Source organism: Pseudoalteromonas galatheae (assembly GCF_005886105.2).
GTDB classification, from domain to species: domain Bacteria; phylum Pseudomonadota; class Gammaproteobacteria; order Enterobacterales; family Alteromonadaceae; genus Pseudoalteromonas; species Pseudoalteromonas galatheae.
This window is the reverse complement of sequence record NZ_PNCO02000002.1, coordinates 620,708-643,347: the sequence shown is the minus strand read 5'-3', so window position 1 is coordinate 643,347 and position 22,640 is coordinate 620,708. Positions and strand designations below refer to the sequence as shown.

Annotated in this window: 24 protein-coding genes; 12 read left to right on the top strand and 12 right to left on the bottom strand. The window is 43.7% G+C overall.

Features of this window, described 5'->3' with window-relative positions; all coding sequences use genetic code 11:
- Positions 1 to 31: 31 nt before the first annotated feature.
- The 3 genes from CWC29_RS20795 to CWC29_RS20785 are packed head-to-tail and all read left to right on the top strand — an operon-like array spanning position 32 to position 2,812.
- Positions 32 to 949, top strand: a complete 918-nt coding sequence (locus CWC29_RS20795) for a heme/hemin ABC transporter substrate-binding protein (RefSeq protein WP_128727502.1) — start codon at positions 32 to 34, stop codon at positions 947 to 949.
- Entirely contained in the window at positions 949 to 2,004 is a 1,056-nt protein-coding gene (locus tag CWC29_RS20790; RefSeq protein ID WP_099029927.1) for a FecCD family ABC transporter permease, read from the top strand. The genes CWC29_RS20795 and CWC29_RS20790 overlap by 1 nt, the downstream gene beginning before the upstream one ends.
- Before the next feature lies 1 nt (position 2,005).
- Positions 2,006 to 2,812 carry a heme ABC transporter ATP-binding protein gene (locus CWC29_RS20785; protein ID WP_128727503.1) on the top strand — a complete coding sequence of 269 codons (807 nt, stop codon included), beginning with the start codon at positions 2,006 to 2,008 and terminating at the stop codon, positions 2,810 to 2,812.
- Between the two features lie 76 nt (positions 2,813 to 2,888).
- Here the strand turns inward: CWC29_RS20785 and CWC29_RS20780 are convergent, their stop codons facing one another.
- The 5 genes from CWC29_RS20780 to CWC29_RS20760 all read right to left on the bottom strand — a co-directional run bounded on the left by CWC29_RS20780 (position 2,889) and on the right by CWC29_RS20760 (position 6,486).
- The gene (locus tag CWC29_RS20780; RefSeq protein WP_138523416.1) at positions 2,889 to 4,025 is read right to left on the bottom strand and encodes an MFS transporter; all 1,137 of its coding nucleotides are present in this window, start codon (positions 4,023 to 4,025) and stop codon (positions 2,889 to 2,891) included.
- Positions 4,026 to 4,545: 520 nt separating this feature from the next.
- The gene (locus tag CWC29_RS20775) at positions 4,546 to 5,205 is read right to left on the bottom strand and encodes a YoaK family protein (RefSeq protein ID WP_128727506.1); all 660 of its coding nucleotides are present in this window, start codon (positions 5,203 to 5,205) and stop codon (positions 4,546 to 4,548) included.
- Entirely contained in the window at positions 5,202 to 5,618 is a 417-nt protein-coding gene (locus CWC29_RS20770) for a VOC family protein (RefSeq protein ID WP_128727507.1), read from the bottom strand. The genes CWC29_RS20775 and CWC29_RS20770 overlap by 4 nt, the downstream gene beginning before the upstream one ends.
- On the bottom strand, positions 5,615 to 6,055 hold the full coding sequence (locus CWC29_RS20765) for a DUF2214 family protein (protein WP_128727508.1): 441 nt from the start codon (positions 6,053 to 6,055) through the stop codon (positions 5,615 to 5,617). The genes CWC29_RS20770 and CWC29_RS20765 overlap by 4 nt, the downstream gene beginning before the upstream one ends.
- A gap of 20 nt (positions 6,056 to 6,075) precedes the next feature.
- Complete coding sequence (locus tag CWC29_RS20760) at positions 6,076 to 6,486, bottom strand: nucleotide triphosphate diphosphatase NUDT15 (protein ID WP_128727509.1); 411 nt, start codon at positions 6,484 to 6,486, stop codon at positions 6,076 to 6,078.
- A gap of 231 nt (positions 6,487 to 6,717) precedes the next feature.
- Between CWC29_RS20760 and CWC29_RS20755 the strand changes: the two genes are divergently transcribed.
- Positions 6,718 to 6,900 (top strand): hypothetical protein, encoded by a 183-nt coding sequence (locus tag CWC29_RS20755; protein ID WP_128727510.1) that lies wholly within the window; start codon positions 6,718 to 6,720, stop codon positions 6,898 to 6,900.
- A gap of 109 nt (positions 6,901 to 7,009) precedes the next feature.
- On the opposite strand, the gene CWC29_RS20750 is transcribed toward CWC29_RS20755, so the two are convergent.
- Together CWC29_RS20750 and CWC29_RS20745 are read right to left on the bottom strand one after the other, a co-directional pair.
- Positions 7,010 to 8,008, bottom strand: a complete 999-nt coding sequence (locus CWC29_RS20750; protein WP_138523418.1) for an LLM class flavin-dependent oxidoreductase — start codon at positions 8,006 to 8,008, stop codon at positions 7,010 to 7,012.
- A gap of 127 nt (positions 8,009 to 8,135) precedes the next feature.
- The gene (locus tag CWC29_RS20745; RefSeq protein ID WP_138523420.1) at positions 8,136 to 9,839 is read right to left on the bottom strand and encodes an amidohydrolase; all 1,704 of its coding nucleotides are present in this window, start codon (positions 9,837 to 9,839) and stop codon (positions 8,136 to 8,138) included.
- A 134-nt stretch (positions 9,840 to 9,973) separates the two neighbouring features.
- Here CWC29_RS20745 and CWC29_RS20740 point away from each other — a divergent pair, with 134 nt between their 5' ends.
- Positions 9,974 to 10,642: a response regulator transcription factor gene (locus CWC29_RS20740; RefSeq protein ID WP_138523422.1), complete on the top strand. Its 669-nt coding sequence runs from the start codon at positions 9,974 to 9,976 to the stop codon at positions 10,640 to 10,642.
- An 82-nt stretch (positions 10,643 to 10,724) separates the two neighbouring features.
- Entirely contained in the window at positions 10,725 to 11,792 is a 1,068-nt protein-coding gene (locus CWC29_RS20735; protein ID WP_138523424.1) for an ATP-binding protein, read from the top strand.
- A gap of 70 nt (positions 11,793 to 11,862) precedes the next feature.
- On the opposite strand, the gene CWC29_RS20730 is transcribed toward CWC29_RS20735, so the two are convergent.
- A complete protein-coding gene (locus CWC29_RS20730) occupies positions 11,863 to 12,120 on the bottom strand; it encodes a tetratricopeptide repeat protein (RefSeq protein WP_128727515.1) in 258 nt (85 codons plus the stop codon).
- A 105-nt stretch (positions 12,121 to 12,225) separates the two neighbouring features.
- Here CWC29_RS20730 and CWC29_RS23855 point away from each other — a divergent pair, with 105 nt between their 5' ends.
- Entirely contained in the window at positions 12,226 to 12,618 is a 393-nt protein-coding gene (locus CWC29_RS23855) for a hypothetical protein (protein ID WP_268960368.1), read from the top strand.
- A 49-nt stretch (positions 12,619 to 12,667) separates the two neighbouring features.
- Here CWC29_RS23855 and CWC29_RS20720 read toward each other — a convergent pair whose 3' ends face one another.
- Positions 12,668 to 13,153: a GNAT family N-acetyltransferase gene (locus tag CWC29_RS20720; RefSeq protein ID WP_128727516.1), complete on the bottom strand. Its 486-nt coding sequence runs from the start codon at positions 13,151 to 13,153 to the stop codon at positions 12,668 to 12,670.
- A gap of 273 nt (positions 13,154 to 13,426) precedes the next feature.
- Here CWC29_RS20720 and CWC29_RS20715 point away from each other — a divergent pair, with 273 nt between their 5' ends.
- Positions 13,427 to 14,491: a linear amide C-N hydrolase gene (locus CWC29_RS20715; protein ID WP_128727517.1), complete on the top strand. Its 1,065-nt coding sequence runs from the start codon at positions 13,427 to 13,429 to the stop codon at positions 14,489 to 14,491.
- Positions 14,492 to 14,546: 55 nt separating this feature from the next.
- On the opposite strand, the gene CWC29_RS20710 is transcribed toward CWC29_RS20715, so the two are convergent.
- Positions 14,547 to 15,356, bottom strand: coding sequence for a sulfite exporter TauE/SafE family protein (locus CWC29_RS20710; protein WP_128727518.1), 810 nt, complete (start codon positions 15,354 to 15,356; stop codon positions 14,547 to 14,549).
- Between the two features lie 464 nt (positions 15,357 to 15,820).
- On the opposite strand from CWC29_RS20710, the gene CWC29_RS20705 reads away from it, so the two are divergent.
- The 4 genes from CWC29_RS20705 to CWC29_RS20690 all read left to right on the top strand — a co-directional run bounded on the left by CWC29_RS20705 (position 15,821) and on the right by CWC29_RS20690 (position 21,596).
- Positions 15,821 to 16,798: a DUF1852 domain-containing protein gene (locus tag CWC29_RS20705; protein ID WP_128727519.1), complete on the top strand. Its 978-nt coding sequence runs from the start codon at positions 15,821 to 15,823 to the stop codon at positions 16,796 to 16,798.
- A gap of 28 nt (positions 16,799 to 16,826) precedes the next feature.
- Positions 16,827 to 17,867, top strand: a complete 1,041-nt coding sequence (locus tag CWC29_RS20700; RefSeq protein ID WP_010370114.1) for a methionine synthase — start codon at positions 16,827 to 16,829, stop codon at positions 17,865 to 17,867.
- 238 nt (positions 17,868 to 18,105) lie between these two features.
- Entirely contained in the window at positions 18,106 to 20,139 is a 2,034-nt protein-coding gene (locus tag CWC29_RS20695) for a S9 family peptidase (RefSeq protein WP_138523426.1), read from the top strand.
- Positions 20,140 to 20,864: 725 nt separating this feature from the next.
- A complete protein-coding gene (locus CWC29_RS20690) occupies positions 20,865 to 21,596 on the top strand; it encodes a substrate-binding periplasmic protein (RefSeq protein WP_128727521.1) in 732 nt (243 codons plus the stop codon).
- A 152-nt stretch (positions 21,597 to 21,748) separates the two neighbouring features.
- On the opposite strand, the gene CWC29_RS20685 is transcribed toward CWC29_RS20690, so the two are convergent.
- Together CWC29_RS20685 and CWC29_RS20680 are read right to left on the bottom strand one after the other, a co-directional pair.
- Positions 21,749 to 22,279: a DUF6985 domain-containing protein gene (locus CWC29_RS20685; protein ID WP_128727522.1), complete on the bottom strand. Its 531-nt coding sequence runs from the start codon at positions 22,277 to 22,279 to the stop codon at positions 21,749 to 21,751.
- A 68-nt stretch (positions 22,280 to 22,347) separates the two neighbouring features.
- Complete coding sequence (locus CWC29_RS20680; protein ID WP_275669088.1) at positions 22,348 to 22,584, bottom strand: serine hydrolase domain-containing protein; 237 nt, start codon at positions 22,582 to 22,584, stop codon at positions 22,348 to 22,350.
- Positions 22,585 to 22,640: the final 56 nt, after the last annotated feature.

Below are 22,640 nucleotides of genomic sequence, written 5' to 3'. Positions count from 1 at the left end.
CGCAATAAATACTAACAAGTTTGGATCTGTAATGAAAGCTCAAATTACGACACTGCTAACTTCTAGTTTGCTACTACTCACTTCTCTTCTACAACCTACCTATGCCGATCAAGGTGCCAAAAATATCGTTGTTTCTGGTGGCTCTATCACAGAGATTATTTATGCACTTGGCGAGGAAAATCGTATCGTTGGCGTAGACAGTACTAGCGTATTTCCTGTTGCTGCGACCGATAAACCACAAATCGGTTACGTAAGAAAAATTAACGTTGAAGGGATCCTTTCCCTTAATCCTGATTTATTACTCGGTGAAGCAGATACAGGCCCAGACAAGGTATTAAAACAGCTTCAAGATACCGGATTACCCACCTATATTTTCAGCGATAACGATGATCTTGCTGGCGTCGAAGAAAAAATAACAACAATCGCCGAGTTACTGGCAGTTAAAGATAAAGGCCAAGCGCTAGTCGAATATATTCAAGCCGACAGAAAAGCCTTAACGCATGTTCTAAAGCAAGTGAACAACAAGCCTAAGGTATTATTTGTTTTAAGCCTGCGTAGTGGCCAACCAATTGTTGCGGGTGCTGGCAATTCTGCAGATGAGGTTATCAACGCAGCTGGCGGCGTTAATGTTGCAGCTCAGCATTTTGACGGTTGGAAGCCGCTCGCAACCGAAGCGGCCATCTCCATGGATCCTGATGTGATCATTAGTATGGGCCGCCATGGAGAACAAAAAGCGACGGATTTAAGCCAAGTTCCCCACTTTAAGTTCTCTAACGCCGTTAAAAACAACCGAGTTATACTTATCGATGGAACGTATTTACTTGGTATGGGCCCACGCACACCACAAGCCGTAGTTGAGCTCGCTACCTTACTCCATCCAAACGCCACACTGCCCAAGGGTTACCGATTTAGAGCAGCCCAGTCTGTACCAAAAAATGAGTCTCTGTAATGCTAGCACTCGAGCAATCTCTAATTCCCGCTGAAGTTGCCAGAAAATGGATGTTGTTGGGACTAATTATCGGCTGTATCGTGGTGAGTTTTATTGGCCTTACCAGCGGCGGAGTGAGCATTAGCTACAGTCGTCTGATGGATATTCTCTTTGCAGGTCAATCGAGTAACTTAGAACACGCGGTGATCTGGCAAATTAGATTACCAAGGTTGGTGCTCGCAATTGTGGTGGGTGCTGGACTTGGTGCATGCGGCGCTGCAATGCAAGCAATCTTTAGAAACCCGCTAGCAGATCCAGGGTTAATTGGGATCTCTAGTGGTGCCGCACTTGGCGCAATTAGTACCATCGTATTAGGCTCTACGTTACTCAGTGGATTTGCGGATTATTATGGAATTTACGCGGTGCCAATCGGTGCTTTTCTGGGCTGTCTTGGTGTGTGCAGTTTAATCTACCGTTTATCCAGTCAAGGAAATCGCTTCACAATTGTCAGTTTGTTGTTAGCGGGTATTGCAGTAAACGCCATTGTTGGTGCAGTCATCGGAATACTGACGTTGATCAGCTCAGATCAACAGTTACGCGACCTAACTTTTTGGAGCATGGGGTCACTTGCAGGTAATAGTTTCACAACTATCATCCCATCGCTGTGTTTAATGTTGGCATGTTGTTTTGGTTTTAGCCGCTTGGCTCAACCGCTCAACCTCTATTTACTTGGCGAGCAACAAGCTAGACACCTCGGGGTCGATGTCGTGCGCCTTAAAAAGAAAGTGTTTGCTTATACCGCATTGTGCACCGGTGCGGCGGTTGCGCTAACTGGTATTATCGGTTTCGTCGGCTTTATTGTTCCTCATATTGTGCGCTTATTAATCGGCCCAGATCACCGCTATTTGTTACCTGCTTCGATGTTGGGTGGGGCAATTTTACTGTGTTTGGCGGACTTGCTCGCTCGCACACTCATTCTCCCATCAGAATTACCGATAGGCCTTATCACCAGCGCTTTAGGTGGCCCTTTTTTCCTGATCATGCTGGTGAAAACATATCGTATCAAGGAGCTTTAGTATGCTAGAAGCGAATAGTGTCAGTGTCCAAGTGGGGCAAAAATTGTTACTCAAAGACATTGATTTTTCGGTCAGCCTGGGGGAGTTTGCCGTTGTTCTTGGCCCCAACGGTGCAGGCAAGTCTACCCTACTCAAGGCGCTGTGCGGTGATACCTCACTAACACAGGGCGATGTCACCTATCATCAACGAAGAGTACAAGACTTAAGTGCCGTAGCACTCTCTCATATCCGTGCCGTACTCACGCAGCAATATGATTGTGAGTTCCCATTTAGCGTGCAAGAGATAGTGGATATGTCGCACTATGTACATCAGCATGAGTGTACACCAAACTCGCTTCGCGAATATTCACAGCAAGCGATGCAAACTTTATCTGTCGAGCATTTAGCGGCGCGCTGCTTTACTCAGCTATCAGGGGGAGAAAAGCAAAGGGTTCAATTTGCGCGGGTACTTTGCCAGCTGCTACCCACTTTACATGCGAATAACCCCTGCTACCTGATGATTGACGAGCCTACCGCAAGCTTAGATTTATATCATCAGTATCAAGTCATGAAGCTGGCTCAGCAAATAGCTAAACAGGGAGCGGGCGTAGTGGCAGTGGTACATGACTTAGCCCTCGCTGCAAGCTTTGCCGATAAGGTATATCTGCTACAACAGGGCGAATTGGTTGCCACCGGATCCCCAGAGGACGTACTCAGTAACGCACAATTAATGAGTACCTATGGGATTGATGCAGAGATCACGCTTTCAGATATGTTTTTACCAACCCTAGGTGTTGCAAAGGCATTTGGACTTGCGGCAGAAAAATAACCTCTACTTAAACAGGCTGGCCTGCACCAGCCTGTTTAATCAGCTCGCTAAAATTAAGCAAGTTGCTAGTTACCTCCTAAATTGATGCGCCTTTTACTGTGCGTATACACAAAATGGCAAGACTAAACAAAATAATAGCAAGCAGCGCCATCGCAGCCACACCAAGGCTGTAAGCAAAACCCGCGACGGCAGACCAGATCGCAACACCAATGTGCATCATGCTCATGGCCAGTGAGATAAGTACACCACTGTGTGCAGGCGAAAGTTCTGAAATATATGCCTGTAATGCCGGAGCCCCAATGCCACCAGCCAATGCCCAAAGTGTCATCAAAAAGTATAACGGTATGAGAGAGATACCTTGATACCAATAAAGACCGCTACTGGCGATGAGGCAAACGACCAATGATGCACGCATGACCTGCCGCCCACTTTCAAAGTGGGTTGCGAGTTTTGGCATCATCAGGTTTCCAGCAACGCTCACTAAGCCTAATAAGGCATACAGTACACCAATAAACCACACTGACAGTGCTTGTGTATCTCGTAAATGCTGCCCAACCAAATTGAACAAACCAATACCACCACCTAAACCGATACACATGGTAAGTAACGCGCCAACAACACCGGGGATTTGCCATAGCTTGACTGATATCTTAGTGCCTTTTCCAACTTTGTCATTTGGGATCGCATGGCGGTTTACGGTAAGTAATAATGCTACAACCCAAGTGGCGATCCCGAGCGCAACAAAAGCCGCTCGCCACGACATTAGATGCGTTAAAAACGCGCCAAACGCAGGACTTGAGATCATGCCAAGGGTTAAGCCTGCTTGCACCCAACCAATCCGCTTTAGCGCATCTCCACCAGAGCTTGCCGCGATGGCAAATGCAATCGGTAGCATGCCAGCACTGGCAATACCTGTGATCACACGAGCAACCAACCCCCACTCAAATGAAGTGACCAGCCCTGTCGCGATGGAGGCACCACCAAAAACCACGATTGCAGGCAAGATGATAGCTCGGCGCCCTGCTTTATCTGAGAGCGCCCCAAATAAGGGAGCCACAATCGCTAGGGCTACGCTGTAAGTGGTAATAAACAGTGTAACTCGCTCAGGCTTTACACCTAATTCGAGTCCAATAGGCTCAAGAATAGGCCCAAGCATCAGCTCATCGGCCCCGACTAAAAACGCAATAAAGGCGAGTAATAAAGTCAATAACATCTCATTACCCCTTTTTTGCGCAGCAAACGGTTACCTTGCAGGTGTTCAACAAAGCATAAGAAATAAAGCCAATATTAATTTGGTCTTTGTTTAGGTTAATGCCTGACATTATCAGGCCTTTTAAAATCAAGTTCATTAAATTACATCCATAAAAAACGGGAGATCGGCTGTGATACCGACCTCCCGTTTCAAAAAATTTCGAAAACGTGTGCCGCTGAACTTTGGGCACAAAAAAGCCGGCGATGAAGTATCATCGCCGGCTTCGTCTTTCCAATCATCAGATACACTGCCGTTGCCCACCTTTATTCAGGTAGTCACCAATGCCTCTGATGAAGATTCAGAAAGTAAGCTCCGAGCAACACTTCATCGTGTTAATGCGCGGAGCAAAGCCTTATAACAAAATTCTTAAATAGGATGTAAAACATCGTGGAAAGATCCAAATTAAAATCGCGCGCCAATTTATACGATGTCGATTAAGTAGTCAATAATCCAAACTAAGATACGTCAACACAACGGTGTACTATCTCTTATCCCTAAGCGCAAAGCGGTAAAAAACTGCGATCAGCAAACAAATGGTTATAGGCAACCACAGCGCCTGAAAGTAAAACTTGTTATAAAGCCAAGCGCCTAACACACCACCTGCCACAAACCCTGAGATTATCAACACAAACAGTCTTGTTTTTCTGGTATCCAGTGGCTCGCCTCTACATAGCGCTCCAATCATTAGTCCTAAGTCGGTGAATATTCCTGTTACATGGGTTGTCCTCACCACAGCTCCACTGTACGTGGTGGCTAATGCGTTTTGTAGTCCACAAGCTGCAGAGGCAAAAAAGTGACCATAAAATGAGCCTTGCATCAGTAATACGAGAGACACGGTAAGCAACATGGCTTCGATCACCAACGCGGTATCGTAATGTTTGCCAAGCCTTAGCGTGGTGCCATGCAGCAAAAACCCCGCAAGTGCAGAGCCAATCAAGAACGCGAGTAACACTCCAAATAAGTGCAGGGTTTCTTTAAGATTGTCACCTAAAAAACTGGTTCCGAGCATAGTCGCAGTGCCGGATAAGTGAGAAACGGATTGGTGCTCGAAGCTAAGTAGGCCGATTGCATTCACAAACCCTGCGACGAGCGCCAATATAAAAGCGCCGATCTCAACCCATTTTGGTAACTTTGAGATCATCTCTTCGCCATCGGATGATCAGGATTTAACTGCAATAAGTCCCAGCGGTTGCCATAGAGATCTTCAAACACAGCAACCATGCCATAATCTTGCTCTTGTGGCTCGCGAATAAACTGAATACCAATAGACTTCATGCGCTCATAATCACGCCAGAAATCATCGGTATTTAAAAATAAAAAGACTCGCCCGCCAGCTTGATCACCAATAAACTTCTGCTGCTCTGGCGTAGAAGCTCTAGCAAGGAGTAACGCAGTACCATGGGAATTAGGCGGTGCCACCACCACCCAGCGTTTATCTTGCTCGGGTTGATAGGTGTCTTCTATTAATTCAAAACCTAGTTTATTGACGTAGAAGTCGATGGCTTCATCGTAGTCTTTGACGACGAGCGCAATATTAACAATATTTTGTTTCATGATGAGAGTATCCCATAGCCTCTTGCCATAAGCGCAGTAAGTAGCGATAAAATTAAAAGTAACAGTATTTCTAGTCTTTTAATGACAATGATGCGCTGGGGCACAGACAAATTAGCTGCTGTTGTATTACGGTACTTCAATAAAAACACAGTCGGAATGATAGATAGCAAAGCGGTTAACAAAAATACTCCCTCTTTGGCATGGAAAATCGGGTTTTTAGTGTAGAACTCACTGGGCTTGCCAACTGCAAACCATAGCGTTAATCCTGCGCCAAGGGTTACAAGCGCACTGACGCCATACAAGCCATCAATTAGTACTAAGCGCTTAACGCTATGACTACTCATTGATTTGGAGAGTAGCATGTTTTCAATCGCGAGCGTCGATGCCAAAAATAAAATACCGATAAAATGAATATATCTAACGGCTATCTCTTCCATGCGATGCCCCAATTGCTATTTTAGCCTTGATAAAGTGTGCTGTTTTCTTCCAAAAAGTTCACCAAAGGCAAAAACAGCGGTTGCGGCAATTCATCAAGCGAGAACCACTGCCATTGTTTACATTTATTTGGCTCTCTAACTTCTGCATCGTGAGTATCGCACCTTGCTATGACAAACAGAGTGACATAATGTTTCTGCTCATCAGCAAAATAATCATTAGTAAAGCCAAGCTTTTCAACGTTTACAACATCTAGCCCCGTTTCTTCATGCACCTCTCTTATTGCACATGCCTCAATGTCCTCTCCATACTCTAAGTGACCCCCCGGCGTTGCCCAAGTATGTTCGCCATGGGCACCGATGCGTTCACCAAGTAAAATTTTATTATCGTGTATTAAGACCACGCCAACTCCGACACGTACAACTTGATCCATCACTTATCCTTACTGTTGTTTTTTTGGATATTATATAGTGTGTGTCCTAAAAAGTTCAGAGCTATTCAACACATACATGTCTAACACAAAAGAAAACAATTAAATCACAATAAAAAAACATAACCCCATAAAATTGACATCACTTTAAAATTATGAAAATGTACGCTTGCCCATTACAGGAACTCTGGGTAAAAAAATTATTAGAACATACTGACAACTAAGGAATAAGTAATGAAATTAACGATAAAGAAATCAAGTTTGAAATCGCTTTCATCTCAATCACTACAACTTAATCTTGCTCAAACACCAAATATCGCTGGTGGGAACAAAGAGCAAAACAACCGCCCTCAGGCTGCCGGAACACGTATAGATTGCGCATCTATTGCGGTTAACCTTCCTTGTGTGATCATGTAAGGTACGATTGTTATACTTTTGTATAGAAACTGACAAGGCCGCTGCCGCGGCCTATCTATAATCGTTTTTAAAATCAGCGCTGTAACCCAAGCTACTTGTAGAGGACCAACTAAGACGATGTTAAGCTCGCCAAGATTTCAAGCGCATGTTTTCTATCGCTTAACTCGTATAAATCGTTGGTAAAAATAAACTCATCGACCGCTAGCTCACGTTTAATCATGCTGAGTTTATGATATACAGTCGCGGGACTTCCAACCACAGATAGACCTAAAAAGCTTTCAACTTGCATTTGCTCTTGGGCATTCCATAGACCCTCCATCGAGTCAACAGGGGGTTTTAACCATAACGCCTGACCTCGCATCAACGCTAGGATACGTTGCTTTGACGTGGTAGCTAAATACTGCGCTTGCTCGTCGGTATCCGCTGCAACTACGGGCAAACCAAGCATTACATAAGGTTTATCTAACACTTCTGATGATTGGAAATCGCGGCGATAAAGCGCAATTGCATCATGTACAAATCGTGGCGCAAAGTGACCCGCAAATGCATAAGGTAAACCTCGCTTTGCAGCAAGTTGGGCACTATAAAGACTCGAACCAAGCAACCAGATTGGTACCTTAGTATTTTCACCCGGAATGGCACGCACCGAGGATTTACCATCATAAGGCCCTAGCAAGGCCTGTAATTCAGCGACTTCGTCGTCAAATTGCTCTGCACGTCTGTCATCGCGACGCAGTGCTCGGCTGGTAATCGGATCGCTGCCAGGCGCTCGCCCTAACCCCAAATCAATACGTCCAGGATAGAGGCTTTCTAAGGTGCCAAACTGCTCAGCGACGACTAACGGTGGATGGTTTGACAACATCACGCCACCCGCCCCCACCCGAATATTGCGAGTGTGCCCAGCAATATGCCCTATCAATACAGAGGTTGCTGCGCAGACAATACCACGCATATTATGATGCTCAGCCATCCAAAAGCGTTTAAAGCCAAGTTCATCCGCTTTTTGCGCATAAGCCACGCTGTTAGCGAGGGTTTGTGAAACGGTATCTTGCTCTTTCATCGGGCTTAATTCGAGCAAAGAAAATGGCATGTTGGCAAGTGAAGTCATAACAATCCTTAACGCTTTGAGTTACACCATAGAGTAAGGGTTGCAGCCCCCATTTCAATCCGAAATTCTGCACTACATTGTTGCTGATTTTCGACTGGTTATGAACAATCAAGCCATTAGCTTTACGTCAAAAAGCCTGATTCCCATGGATCCACGTTTGCGTAACCTTGGTCGCTTTTATTTCTTCGAATGTTACATCGAATAGATTTCGGTCTAACACAATAAAGTCAGCAAGCTTTCCAACCTCAAGGCTTCCAACAATGTCTTCTTGTCGCATCGCGTACGCAGCATTTATTGTGTAGGCCGCAATTGCTTGTTCTAATGAGATTGCTTCAGGCTGTCGAGTAACTGCATTCGCGATACCGATAAAAGGATTAAGCGTACTCACATTCCAATCGCTGCTCAGCGTGAGCATCGCACCATTTTCACTTAGGCTCTTAATTGGAACCAAATGATCAGCCCGCTCGCGGCCTAACAGTGGCTGCATTTCTTGCCAATGATGCGGTTGAGTAAATTCTCCTGCGACTTGTGCATCTGCTATCACACCCAACGCGGAAAACCTTTTATAATCTTCAGGATCAACAACTTCTACATGGGTAAGGCGATGCCGAGCAGTTCCTTTAGAGGCCGCCTCAATGGCATTTAACGCTTCATGTATTCCTCTGTCGCCAATTGCATGAATATTAAAATCAAAGCCACTAGGCTCCAATGCTTTTATATATTTCTCTAGCCGAGCTTGGGTAAAATAATTCACTCCACGGTTACCATCGAGCTTAAGCCAATCTACTTTATAAGGCTCTTTCATTGCCGCAGTGGTATTCACCAAAATACCATCCATGTAAAACTTTATTTGGTCGATTTTTAGTAAGCTATTTGGCGTCGTATTATAAAACGATTTAAGCGCTCTAATTTGACTTTCATCACTTGCTTCAGGATAAGCCCATAAGCCCAAGCTGACTCGCATCTTCAAGACACCATCCGCTTGTAGTTTTTGCCAAGTATCTAATTGGCCGCGTTGCCAATATACGCGAGCATCACTAATCGATGTTATTCCGTGGCTTAGAAGCATAGGCTGGGTATATTCAACAAAGCCAATATAGTTTTGGCTCTGCTCATCCCCTAAAGATTGCATTGCAAGGTCCATAGCAATATTGCCCGCGTTGTCATACAAGATGCCATTCAACTCTCCGACATCATTTCGGCCAATAACCCCCCCTATCGGATCACGGCTGCTCGCATGTATGTTAGCCAACGAGAGGGCTTTGGAGTTTACCCACATTGAATGTGAAGTTTGCTCCATGATAATGACTGGTCGGTCTGGGATTACTTCATCAATTAGAACTTTAGGCGATATATCGAGATCAAGTAAGGTATCTATATTATGACCATAACCGATCAACCAAGCTGCATCAGGGTTTTCGCTTGCAGCTTGATAAAGTACATCTTGATAACCATCTATTGTGTCGTACTGCGCAGCTGTAAAATGGGTTGCATCTGACGCTGATTCCAGTGGGTGGATATGGACATCATGAAGGCCTGGAAGCACCATCTTACCTGCTAAATCATACACATTTGTTTTTTTACCAATATAGGACTTGGCTCCTTTTTCATCACCTAAATAAACGATTTCGCCATCCTTGACCGCCATGGCTTGGGCCCAAGGCTTGGATTGTGTAACAGTGTAAATAGCAGCGTTACTAAACACTTTGTCTGCAAACTGGGGATCTGAAGGTTCTATTTGAGTTGTTAGCGTATTATTCTCTCCACACCCAGCTAATACACAGCTCAAAGCTATCGCGGTAAATGTGATCATCGTATCTCGCTTGTTCATATCGTTCTCCTAAAAGTTCTCCTAGTATAGCTATACTCAGGTAACCAGAAGGTAACCACCATTCTCATATTTTAGTCGCTAAAACATTTCAGGTTCGCTAGCATAGAGGAAGCAACAGACAAAACCGTGTTTTTATGATTATTTTATTGGTTGAAGATGATCGCCAGCTCGCTACAATCACCGCAAATTACCTCAATGATGAAGGCATTGAGGTTGATTATGCAGACAGCATTTCTAGCGCTAAAGTCATATCGTCAGAACAACAATATGATGCAATTGTACTGGACTTAGAACTACCAGACGGTTTCGGCTTTGAACTTGCCCGTGAGTTTTCAATAAGCCACAAACAAACTCCCATTCTCTTTCTAACCGCGCAGCACTGTCTAGAGGCAAAGTTGCGTGCGTTTGAGCTTGGTGCACTTGACTATCTCACTAAGCCCTTCGAACTTGCCGAGCTTAGCGTAAGATTAAAACTACTTGGGCGAAAGCATCACCCACAACCGAGTGAAATATTTCACCTTGATACCCTCACGGTGGACTTAAGTGCCCACATTGCAACTCGCGCGTTGAGGCCAATCACATTGTCACCACAACAATGGTGCTTATTGAAGCTTTTGATCCGGCACTCCCCTAACCCAGTATCAAAACACACTGTAATAGAACATGTCTGGCAACATGATGACGTTTCCCCTGACATGTATAAGTCACTTTTAAGTCGATTACGAAAAAACCTCAGTCAAGGTCATGAATTGGAGTTATTTCATACCATAAAAGGGATTGGAGTCCTGCTGGATGCAAAATAGCACACTATCCTTAACAACATATCTCACTAATAGGTTAGTGGGGATATTTATAATTATTAGTCTCATTTTTTTCAGTACCACAATGGTGGTTTATTGGTTTGGACTAGATGACACCGCAGAGTTTTACCTTTATAAGGATGCGCACGAGTTTCAAATACAACAGCAAGAAATTGATACTAGATTTCGAACAGTGACTCAAACGCTTGATAGCCTGAATGAACGCGAACAGAATAACTTTAATCATCGCGTTCCATGGGAACAACCGACCCTGATCAGTGAAAATGGCTTAGATACCTATTATCTTAAACTCCCCCCTCTACATAACACCCCTGCACTCTATGTGTTGCATCGTTTCGAACAGCATCAATCCCTAGATATAAAACCTCTATTATTCACTGTAACTTCAATGATGCTCTGCGTGTTAGCCATAGTCATCTTTTTTGTTTTACGAAAAGTGAGGCAACAAACGCATCACTTTAGAACAAATGTTGAGCAACTGGAGAGTCACCACACTATCATTTTTAGTGAATTCGCCCTTGCTCAACAAGCGATATTTGATGCGGTGACAGAGCAAAAAAATGCAGTGAAGCGTGAATATGAGTTTGCTAGTTTTTTAAGTCATGAGATCAAACAACCGCTCACGTTAATCGGACATCAATTAGCAAGATTCGACCAACTTGATATGTTACCTCCACCCAGCCTATCGCTAATAGATGCGCTAAAACATGCTCAGCGCGATACGACTCAATTATGCGACACAATTCTGAATTTATGGCAACCGCAAGACTGCACAGTGTCCTCTAAAACGAAAATTAACCAAACGCTACTAGAATGGGCAAACACCAGTGATGCAGATATTCAAGTTGAGCTCCTTGCCCCAGAACACTATTTACAACTATCTAAACCTGAATTAGCCTTGTTACTCAAACAAATAGAAACTAACTTTAATAAGTATGGTATTGCACCACTTAAAGTCACTGTTCATCCGCAGTATTTACATTTTGAAAACGCCATCAATGAAGAGCTACTCCGCCAGTCCAGTCACGGTATAGGGATGTTTATTATCAAAGCCATAGCTAAAAAAGCAAATTGGCAACTCACCTCTAGCCAGACAGAGTTCACGTTCAGTTTGAAGCTCACTAAACTATAAAAATGACGCGCTTAGCTGCTGAGTCATGATAGCTCACCCAGCAGCTGCAATTTGGCCAAGGCAACGGTTACTACAGCGAATTTTTCGTACTTACAGGTGTTTCTAAACTCGCTAGTTGCTTCTTTGCAGATTCGAGGTTAGGGTCAAGTAGCATTGCCTGTTTTAAAATCGCCTTTGCACGTTTTAGTTGATTATCGGCAATCAGTGCCTCTGCGAGACTATCTAACCCATTGGCTGAACCTGGAAATGCTCCAACGTTTAGCTCAAATGCAGCAATAGCAGCGGCATTTTTCTCTTCTCCCAAAAGCGCATAACCCAAGTCATTCAACTGCGCTTCTGAAAAGTCATAATCATTATACCTAATCGGCCTTGAGGCGATTATATTGACGTCTCGCCTCAGCAGGTTCCTCTTGGGTAAAGATCTTACAAAGAACTGCTTGCATTAAAGCGTGCCAATACTCTCAGAGATGCGGCCAAAGTTCTAGGCGTAAGCCACACGACGGTATCTCGTAGGCTACATGCTTTAAATCAACGCTTTAGTCTTGATATATGCATGCTTTCGCAAGGCAAAGTCTCGTTTTCTGAATTGGGACTGCAGCTGCTCAGTGCCGCTGAAAACATGGAAGCCTGCCTTGCCCCTCACTTAAGCCAAATTAACACTTCGGTTAAGCAGTTAAAGAAAAAAATAAACTTATCTATCCCTCCTGCGATTTTGCAGTATGTCTTGTTAGACGAATTACATGAATTTCAGCAAAAAAATCTATACTCAACGTCAAGCGGCTTATCAGCTTTTTACTTAAGACTATGCACAGTAAACAAATACTGATCGACTGCGCAAAATGACATTCGCCACGTTAGTTTAGATCCTGTCCACTTTAATCAGCCAACCATTTATACATAACATAGCTATCTACCAAACCCAGACGAGGATGCTTGTATGCCTTGGGAATGGTGCCCACAATGGTAAAACCAAGCTTTTGCCAAAGTTTAATCGCCACTTCATTAGTCGATACCACACTATTAAATTGCATGGCTTCGAACCCCAGTGCTAACGCTTGCTGCTGGGAATGTTCGCACATCAGCCGTGCAATTCCTTTACCACGAGCCAAACTCGACACCATGTAACCACAGTTACATATGTGGCTACTCGGACCCATCGCATTTTGTCGCAAATAATAGCTGCCAAGTACTTGCCCATTCTCAACATATGCAAAAGCTTTAAGCGGCGTTTCACACCAAAGTAAAAATGCCTGTTCCATACTCATATTTGAGTCAAATGCATACGTTTCTTGCGCTTGGATCACTTCTGAAAATGTTGGCCAAAACGACTCAAAATCATCCCGCGTTATCTCTCTTATCATCCCATTTCCTCTAAACGTCATACCTGATAGTAATTAACCCAATTCTTGCAAATATACTCATTCTACTAACCTCACACCACTTTTGTTTTAGAAAACCTGAGACAAATACTTGTCGAATCATTAGTTTTTCGTACTAATGGTTACTGACACCACTCCTGTAATGCACTGTAACTTTCTGTAATGTATTTAGCCTTTTTCAAAGCCTAGTATGAATCAGTAGGTTGATGAGAAACCACTCATCAAAAGGATATTTAATTTTCTTGTGAGGTTGTTATGTGTACTAGAGCTTTTAATAACTGGAATAGAGCATATTTAGCTACTGCCAGAAATATGGACTGGATGTTTATATTACCTACCAGCTTGTTTGTACTTGAAAAAGGACTAAAAAAATCGGGGCTTGAGCCAGTTTCTGAGCTAGAGGCAATAGCAAGCGAGAAAACTCGTAACCCACTGACATGGACATCTTCTTATAGTAGTGTGGTCGCTATGGTTGGAGATGATTGCAGCGGCTGGGCAGCCTCCGATGGCATGAACTCTATGGGGCTTGTCGCAAATGTATTGTACGACTCAGGCGCGACGTACGGTAAGTCAGCATGCAAAAGTAAAAAGCAGCTGAGCGTCCTTAGATGGTTGCAATATGTGTTAGACAAATTTGTACTGGTCAAGGAAGTCGTTGACGTATTCAGTAAACAAGAAATTCAGATCGTTGGTGCAGAAGTACCTAACAGCGAAGGTAAAACCGCAGCATTGCATTTAATGGTGTCGGATATCAGTGGCGATTCAGCCATTATCGAAGTTGAAAATGGGGTTTTTAAGATTCATCACAGCGCTGACTATCGCGTTGTTACCAATGAACCAAGTTATGAAGATCAGCTAAGGATTAATGACTATTGGCTGTGGCAATGGAGTGATAAAAACAGTCAGCCGAGCCATACGATCCCTGGCGGCCCATACTCAACCGATAGATTCGAGCGCGCTACGTTTTATCTTAATCACTTAGATTTACCAAACGATGAGCATGATGCCCTTGCACAGGCTCGCTCGGTTGCTGCAAGTGCATCAGTACCCCTTGGCTATAATTTTACAAGCAGTGCCAGCCCAAACATATCTAATACCTTGTGGACAACCGTTGCAGCACATAGGAGCCAAACCTATTACTTTTGCAATGCTCGCACGCCTCATGTTGCTTGGGTAGAATTGGCAAACTTTAACTTTGGATCGCCAGTCAGTGCCTTCACATTGATAAGCGAAGATCCATCTGGGGAGTACATCAATAGCACCAGAAATGGCAAGTTAAACAAATACTTTGAACCAACCGAAGATCCGTTCAAAAAGTAAGATTAACAGAGCTTCTGAGCCAAACACGCGATAGTTCGTTTTGGCTCAAAAGCACTTAATTTACCGCCATATTCACAGCCATCACTAACAGCAGCACCGCAAATACCTTTTTAATCGTGGCAACAGGCAAGTGATGCGTCGCTTTAGCCCCCATTGGAGCGGTAAACCAAGACGTGCACACAATACCTAACAGGGCTGGCAAATAAACAAATCCGGCGAAGCCATCCGAAAGTGCAAAGTGTGCACTGCCCGAGCTAATGTAGCCAACGGAACCAAAGAGTGCGATAACAATGCCACATGCAGAAGCGCATCCTATGGCCTTTTTCATATCAAGAGAGAAAAACGTCAACAGCGGTACCAAAAGTGCTCCACCGCCAATGCCTATCATGGCAGATAAACCACCGGTGATCGTCGTTAATAACGTAAGTATGCCTTTATTCGGCAGCTGCCTTTGGGTTGTGCTCTCATTTTTGCTGCTATAAAACATTTTTATTGCTATCAATACCACACTTACTGCAAATACAATGCGCACTGCGTTTTCGGGTAATAGCGCTGCCAAAAAACCACTGATCAGCGCGCCTAGTGCAACGCCCGTCATTATCCACGGCGCTAAATCCCACGGTACATTACCATTTTTATGATGCGCGATTGCCGATGAGGTAGAAGTAAATAAAATGGATGCCAACGATGTCGCCACGGCGGCTATGACCACTTGCTCCGGTGGTAACACGTTAAAGTACAATAAAATACTGCTCAGCACCGGAACAATAACCAGCCCACCACCAATACCTAACAACCCGGCTAAAAAGCCGACAACACTACCGAGTAGTGCACAATACACAAACAACAATATCAACTCACTCATTCCACTTATCTCTTCTTTTCATTGAGGCGCAAACACCTAAGTGAGCAATATCGGCGTTGCTTTTAGCCTTTCTGCCACCTAAGCGCTGGCGAGTATAACAACATAACGCTTTGCCATTGATGCTTTTGACTTAGATAAGTCTTGAATATTCCTCACGTTTTACTTGAAACAAATGCAACTTAGACATTTAGCAGTCTAGACTTTTATGCACCTAATAAGTTTCACTCTACAATTGCTCATATTTTCTGCATATACGACTCAATAAGCGGCATCTATTTTTGTAACTCATGAATCAGACTCATGTTTTATGTGAAATAAAACCGTTTTTCTTCATCTTGTGATCCACGTATAAATCTCACATCACTTAATGTTCGGCACTCTCACTGCGTCCCCGTGGATATCTGTTTACCGCAGTGAAACGTAATTGCCGAGCGCGTCAGCATTAGAATTGGATACCTGAAGACATGAATAACGAGTTTACTTTCACTATTAAGAGCATTCGTCTTGACGAGAATTACCATCCGTCAAACAGCACGCGGATCACCACTAACTTTGCTAACTTGGCAAGAGGCGAAAGCCGCCAGCAAAACTTACGCAATGCCCTAAAGATGATTGATAATCGCTTTAACGCATTGGCTAACTGGGATAACCCAAAAGGTGACCGTTATTCTGTTGAGCTTGAGATAGTCTCTGTTGATATGGATATTGCGGGTAGTGGGCAAACTTTCCCGTCAATTGAGGTATTAAAAACCAACATCGTTGACCACAAAACCAATGAACGCATTGAGGGAATTGTTGGTAACAATTTCTCATCTTACGTACGTGACTACGACTTTAGCGTGCTATTGCTTGATCACAATAAAGATCAACCTAAATTCAGCATCCCAGCTAACTTTGGCGACTTACACGGTAAGCTATTTAAATACTTTGTTGATTCAGAAGCTTACAAGAGTCACTTTAGTAAGCCGCCGGTGATTTGCCTAAGTGTATCGGATAACAAAACCTATCACCGCACCGAAAATCAGCACCCTGTGCTTGGCTTTGAATATCAACCAAATGAGTCATCATTAACTGAGCAATATTTCAAAAAGATGGGCTTAGAGGTGCGCTACTTTATGCCACCAAATAGCGTTGCACCTTTGGCTTTTTACTTCTTTGGTGACTTACTGAATGACTACACCAATCTGGAATTGATCAGCACCATCAGCACTATGGAAACATTCCAAAAGATCTACCGCCCAGAGATTTACAATGCCAATGCGGTGGCGGGCAAGTGCTATCAACCAAACTTGAAAAACTCCGATCACTCGCTAACACAAATTGTTTATGACCGTGAAGAGCGGAGCAAGCTGGCAATTGCGCAAGGTCGATTTGCAGAAGAGCATTTTATCAAGCCTTACCAAAACGTGCTTGAACAATGGTCTGCAAATTACGCTTTATAATCAACGGGAATATGGAACAGCATTTATCATGAAAACACTATTACCAACATCTACTGCTGGCAGTTTACCAAAGCCCGCTTGGCTTGCTCAGCCAGAAACCCTGTGGTCACCTTGGAAACTAGAGGGCGACGAGCTTATTGATGGCAAAAACGATGCACTACGTATTGCTTTGCAAGAGCAACAACTTGCCGGTATTGATATCGTGAGTGACGGCGAGCAAACCCGCCAGCACTTTGTAACCACTTTTATTGAACACCTAAGCGGTGTGGACTTTGAGAAGCGTCAAACGGTAAAAATTCGCGACCGCTATGATGCCAGTGTCCCAACTGTTGTTGGTCCTGTATCTCGCCAAAAGCCGGTTTTTGTTGAAGATGCCAAATTTCTACGCAGCCAAACAGACAAACCTATCAAATGGGCATTGCCAGGTCCTATGACGATGATAGATACACTGTATGATGACCACTACAAAAGCCGTGAAAAGCTAGCGTGGGAATTTGCGAAGATCCTTAACCAAGAAGCCAAAGAACTAGAGGCCGCTGGAGTTGATATCATTCAGTTCGATGAGCCAGCGTTTAATGTATTTTTTGATGAGGTCAACGACTGGGGCATTGCGGCGCTTGAACGTGCCATTGAAGGACTCAAATGCGAAACCGCTGTGCATATTTGTTACGGCTACGGCATTAAAGCTAACACCGATTGGAAAAAGACCTTAGGATCAGAATGGCGTCAATATGAAGAGGCGTTTCCTAAGCTACAAAAATCCAATATCGATATCATCTCTTTAGAGTGCCATAACTCTCACGTGCCAATCGACTTGTTAGCGTTGATCCGTGGTAAAAAAGTGATGGTTGGTGCGATTGATGTTGCAACCAACACCATAGAAACGCCAGAAGAAGTTGCCAACACACTACGCAAAGCGCTTGAGTTTGTTGACGCCGACAAACTCTACCCATGCACTAACTGCGGTATGGCACCACTTTCTCGTGAAGTGGCAAGAGGTAAGCTCGCTGCATTGAGCGCAGGGGCTGAGCTTGTGCGCCAAGAGCTATTAGCCAAAAAATCAGCTTAATAAAGCTTAAATTATGTGCCGCCGTCAAGGAATGATAGCGGCGCGGCTTTCCATTATTGATGAGCACTCATTTCAAGCATCAGCAACTTTCATCCGATTTCACACAAAAAACAGCCACTCATCCCCATTCTATTTGACACATCGAGTTTTTATTTCGTTCTATCGCGTATTAGGTGACATTGAATTGCACCTGAATAACTATGTAGCCCTAAATAAAAATTATATAGAGGGTGGCATTATGCCTTATGGATTGAAACGGACGCTCATTTGCACTTTACTGGCTTGCGCTGCATTGCCAACAGTCGCACAGACTGAGGTGGGATTACAGGCGAAAGACATTTTTGAGCTGGAATATGCAAACGACCCGCAAATATCACCAGATGGTACTCAAGTGGTATATGTGCGTAACAGCAATGATGTGATGAAGGATGCGAAGCGACAAAACCTGTGGCTGGTCGATATTAAGTCAGGCGCACAATCGCCACTCTTCTCTGATGAAAACAATTACAGTCAACCTCGCTGGTCGCCAGATGGTAGCAAAATTGCCTTTGTGAGCAATGTATCTGGTAGCACACAAATTCATGTACATTATCTTGCTCAAAACCGTACGGCACTACTTACACAGTTGCGATCTGGGATCAGTGGCTTAACGTGGTCACCAGATGGCAAATGGCTGGCTTTTAGCCAAAAGGTTGCTGAAAAGCCTGCGGTCATCGCCAAAATGCCAGAAAAACCAAAAGGCGCGAAGTGGTCCGATTCTGCCATTGTTATCGACAAAGCCTACTACCAAGCAGATGGCCGAGGCCTTATCAAACCAGGCTATCGCCAGATCTTCGTATTACCGAGTGAAGGCGGCACGCCACGCCAATTAACCTCTGGTAATTATCACCATAGTGGGAAACTCGCGTGGCGAGCAGACGCTCAGGCGATTGTGTTTTCAGCAAACCGCATTGCAGACTGGGAATACAAGCGCCTAGAGGGCGACTTATTCGAAGTTGATTTTAACCGTAATATCACCCAGCTTACGTCGGCTCCTGGTCGTGAGTACGCACCTAGCTTTTCCGAAAATGGTAAACAGCTGGCTTATCTTAGTGCATCGAACGCGCTAAACCCTTACCGTAATAGCAAACTGAATATTATGGATTGGCAGGACAAAACCTCCCACATGATTGCCAAAGACTTTGATCGCTCAATCCAAGACCCAACTTGGATTGGCAGTGATAGACTGGCGATGACGTACGATGACCACGGCAAGCGAAAGCTCGCGAGCATCACCACAAAAGGTAAAATTACCGACATCACAGATACGCTCTCAGGCACAACCCTTGGTCGCCCTTATCTAAGCGGTGAATTTAGTGCTAACTTTGATGGGGAAATTGCCTTTACGCAAGGTTCGAGTGAACGCCCTGCAGACATCGCAATCACAACAAGAAAAGGTAAAGTAACGCAATTAACCCGCCTTAACGAAGACTTACTTGCACATAAAACCCTTGGTAAAGTGCATGAGATCACATATAGCTCGTCGTTCGACGGGGAGAAAATTCAGGGCTGGTATATTACCCCACCAAATTTTGACCCGAACAAACAATACCCATTACTATTAGAAATTCACGGAGGCCCCCACTTAGCCTACGGCCCCCATTTCTCAGCAGAATTACAGCGTTATGCTGCTGAAGGTTATGTGGTATTTTACGACAATCACAGAGGCAGCAGCTCTTACGGCGAGCGCTTTGCGATGTTGCTCAAGTACAAATACAGCTCAAAAGAAGACTTTGCCGATCATAACTCAGGGGTAGACGCTATGCTTGAGAAAGGCTTTATCGACAAAGATAATCTGTTTATTGCTGGCGGCTCTGCAGGTGGTATCGCAACAGCCTACGCGATTGGCTTAACTAACCGTTTCAACGCTGCAGTTGTCGTAAAGCCTGTGATCAACTGGCTGAGTAAAGTGCTTACCGCTGACAGTGGCCTTGGTCAAATTCCAACGCAATTCCCAGGTATGCCATGGGAGCATATGGAACACTATTGGCAGCGCTCACCGCTTTCGCTCGTTGGCAACGTAACCACACCAACCATGCTAATGACGGGTGAAGAAGACTTGCGCACGCCAATGGCCGAAACCGAACAGTTCTACCAAGCACTTAAGTTACGTAAAATTGACTCTGTACTGGTCAAAATTCCAGGTGCGCCACATGGAATTGCAGGTCGCCCTTCTCGGATGATCAGCAAAATCGAGCATACGCTCGCTTGGTTTGAAAAGTACAAGAAGTAAACGTAATTCACTTATTTCGATAATCTAGCTTGAGGTCTATAGGCCACATTACTCATGTATTCTGTAGACCTCACACTCTGGAAATGACACTATTTTAGAGAGACATAAAAGCACTTAGTCTCATTTTGTATGCTTGCTTCGCATAAAACTAATGTGATGAGTGTTTTTGTTATTTTTCTCTACTTATTCATAAGATTCTGCACGATTAAAATTAGCAAAAATCATTAAAGTACGTGTCTGATCTTGTTCCCAACTCTTAGTGTGAGATGCCCAACGCAGCAAGATAAAGTATCAAACCGAAATTGAGCCGAAAGTTGGACTGGGCATAAGCGCCACAACAGTATATATTTGAACTATTAGTAGCACTTTGATTGAGAAAAAGCCGCTTGGTAACTCGACATAAGCACGTTAGCAAAATTAACTACTAATAGTATTTTTAGATGAAATGTGGCCCCCAAGGAGCAACGATTTAAAGATAGTGGCTCGGTTCTAACATCAAAATATTGGAGACAGGTAATGCCTCATGTGTGCCAATATCTTACATCTAGATTTTGTTTGTGAAGCGCAATATTCAAGCGATTTAATTTATGCTTTCCAAAATTCAGAAACTAAGCATTCGACGCGGCTCTAACGAAGTGACTTTTGGACAGTGGACATGTGAGCACTGAGGCCAAACACTCACCTGACCTTAGCATATTTTGTACAAGTTATAGTAAGTTGAACAAATGAATAATAGAAAAGCACAGTACAACTTCTGCATATTATTTTCGTTGTTTTTCGGGTCAGCATTTTTTTGCAGTGCCACTCCTGTTAATGATATTCACCAAATTCAAGTGGTGACAGAGCCACTCCCCCCTTATCAGATTGTAAAAGATGGAGAGGTGAGAGGCGTGGTAGCAGAAAAGGTCAGGAAGCTTCTGCGTGAACTAGGAAGCGACTCCCAAATACGCGCAATGCCTTGGGCTAGAGCATACAAAACAGCTTTGACCGAACCAGGAACTCTTATTTTTTCTATGGTACGTACACCTGCCAGAGAGGAATTGTTTCACTGGCTCGGTGTACTCGTCAGTACTAAAACTTACCTCGTTACTCTGAAAAGAAGAGACAACATAAAGCTTGAGAAGCTTGAAGAGCTAATTAATTATAAAGCAGGTATAAAGCGCGATGATGTGGTATTTCACTATTTATCGAAGAAAAAGGCGCTAGGTAAGACTGCACTCTTACCCGATACCATCACTACAGTTAAAATGCTACTTAGAGATCGAGTTGACATCATTGCTGTCTCACCGCTTCATTTAGACTATATGTGCTCTAAAATAGGCTGCAAAAGTAGTGACTTTCAATTCTTGCTAGAATTAGATGGTCTCAGTAATGATTTCTACCTTGCAGCAAATAAGCAAATGACACCCGAGCTTGTGAATTTGATTACAGATAAACTTAAAGGATTAACTAATTAATATTCTAACCGCCTTCATAGTTGGAGCTTGCCTACTTTCGCATTAAGTTGAGAGCAAGCGGCTAGTTAGTTTATTTCAAAAAGAGAGCTTTAAAATCTAACCATGTGCTTTCTCAGTAAAGGCTAATGGCTTTGTCTATTATCCCGAGTTATTTATACACCCTGAGGGTAGATAACATTTTCTAACCTATCATCGTCATAAGCATCTGAGTGTGTGAGGTGTCCGTCAAATGGTCCAACTTTATTCACATATCTGCCTTGTTTAAACACTATTTCTAATCCATGCTCTTGTTCCCAATCACATGAACACGTTAATGAAATATAGACTAGCTCGTCTCCACCAGAACGACGCGACACCAATAGCGCATTACCAAATTGAATATGCTTCCAAACATCAGCTGCATTGGGTATTTCGACATACCAATCATCCTCTGGTACCAAATGCACAAAGATGTCTTTGTAATACTGATAGATGTAATCTTGCGAGGCTCTCAAGACGGATTCATCAATTGCCAAAAAGTTTTTGATCGCTTCATGAAACTCATCCTTTTTTTTATCTTCTTCGTACTGCTCTAATATAAATTCAACCAGCTTCCCACCGAGCCCTTTAATTTCAATTGGTTTGCTCCGCAAATCGCCGTATCTATCTTTTTCAAGAATTCCTAGTAGGGGGGCTTTAATCACTATTCCATTCCTTATACAAAAGAGGCTTTGTTTTCCATCAAAAGTGACTCAAACACGAAAGCTGAAATCTAGCCAAAATAGTTACCGGTATCCGCTTCTTCAAAACCCGCCCGATGACTTAATAAGGCACGAATTGTAATAGGTGCTTCAAAGGTGTAAGGTATTTTAAGTTCACTTATATATTCATTAATAACGGTATCTATAGATAGTTTACCCTGTTCCAGCAGCTGCATTACTGCAAGTACAGTCATTGTTTTGGTCGTAGAACCGATGCGAAATAATAGCAGATAGCGGCTGACACCCACGACAAACTTGAACCGTTTTTTCTATATCTTTGAGGCGGGTGTCTGAATCTTCTTTA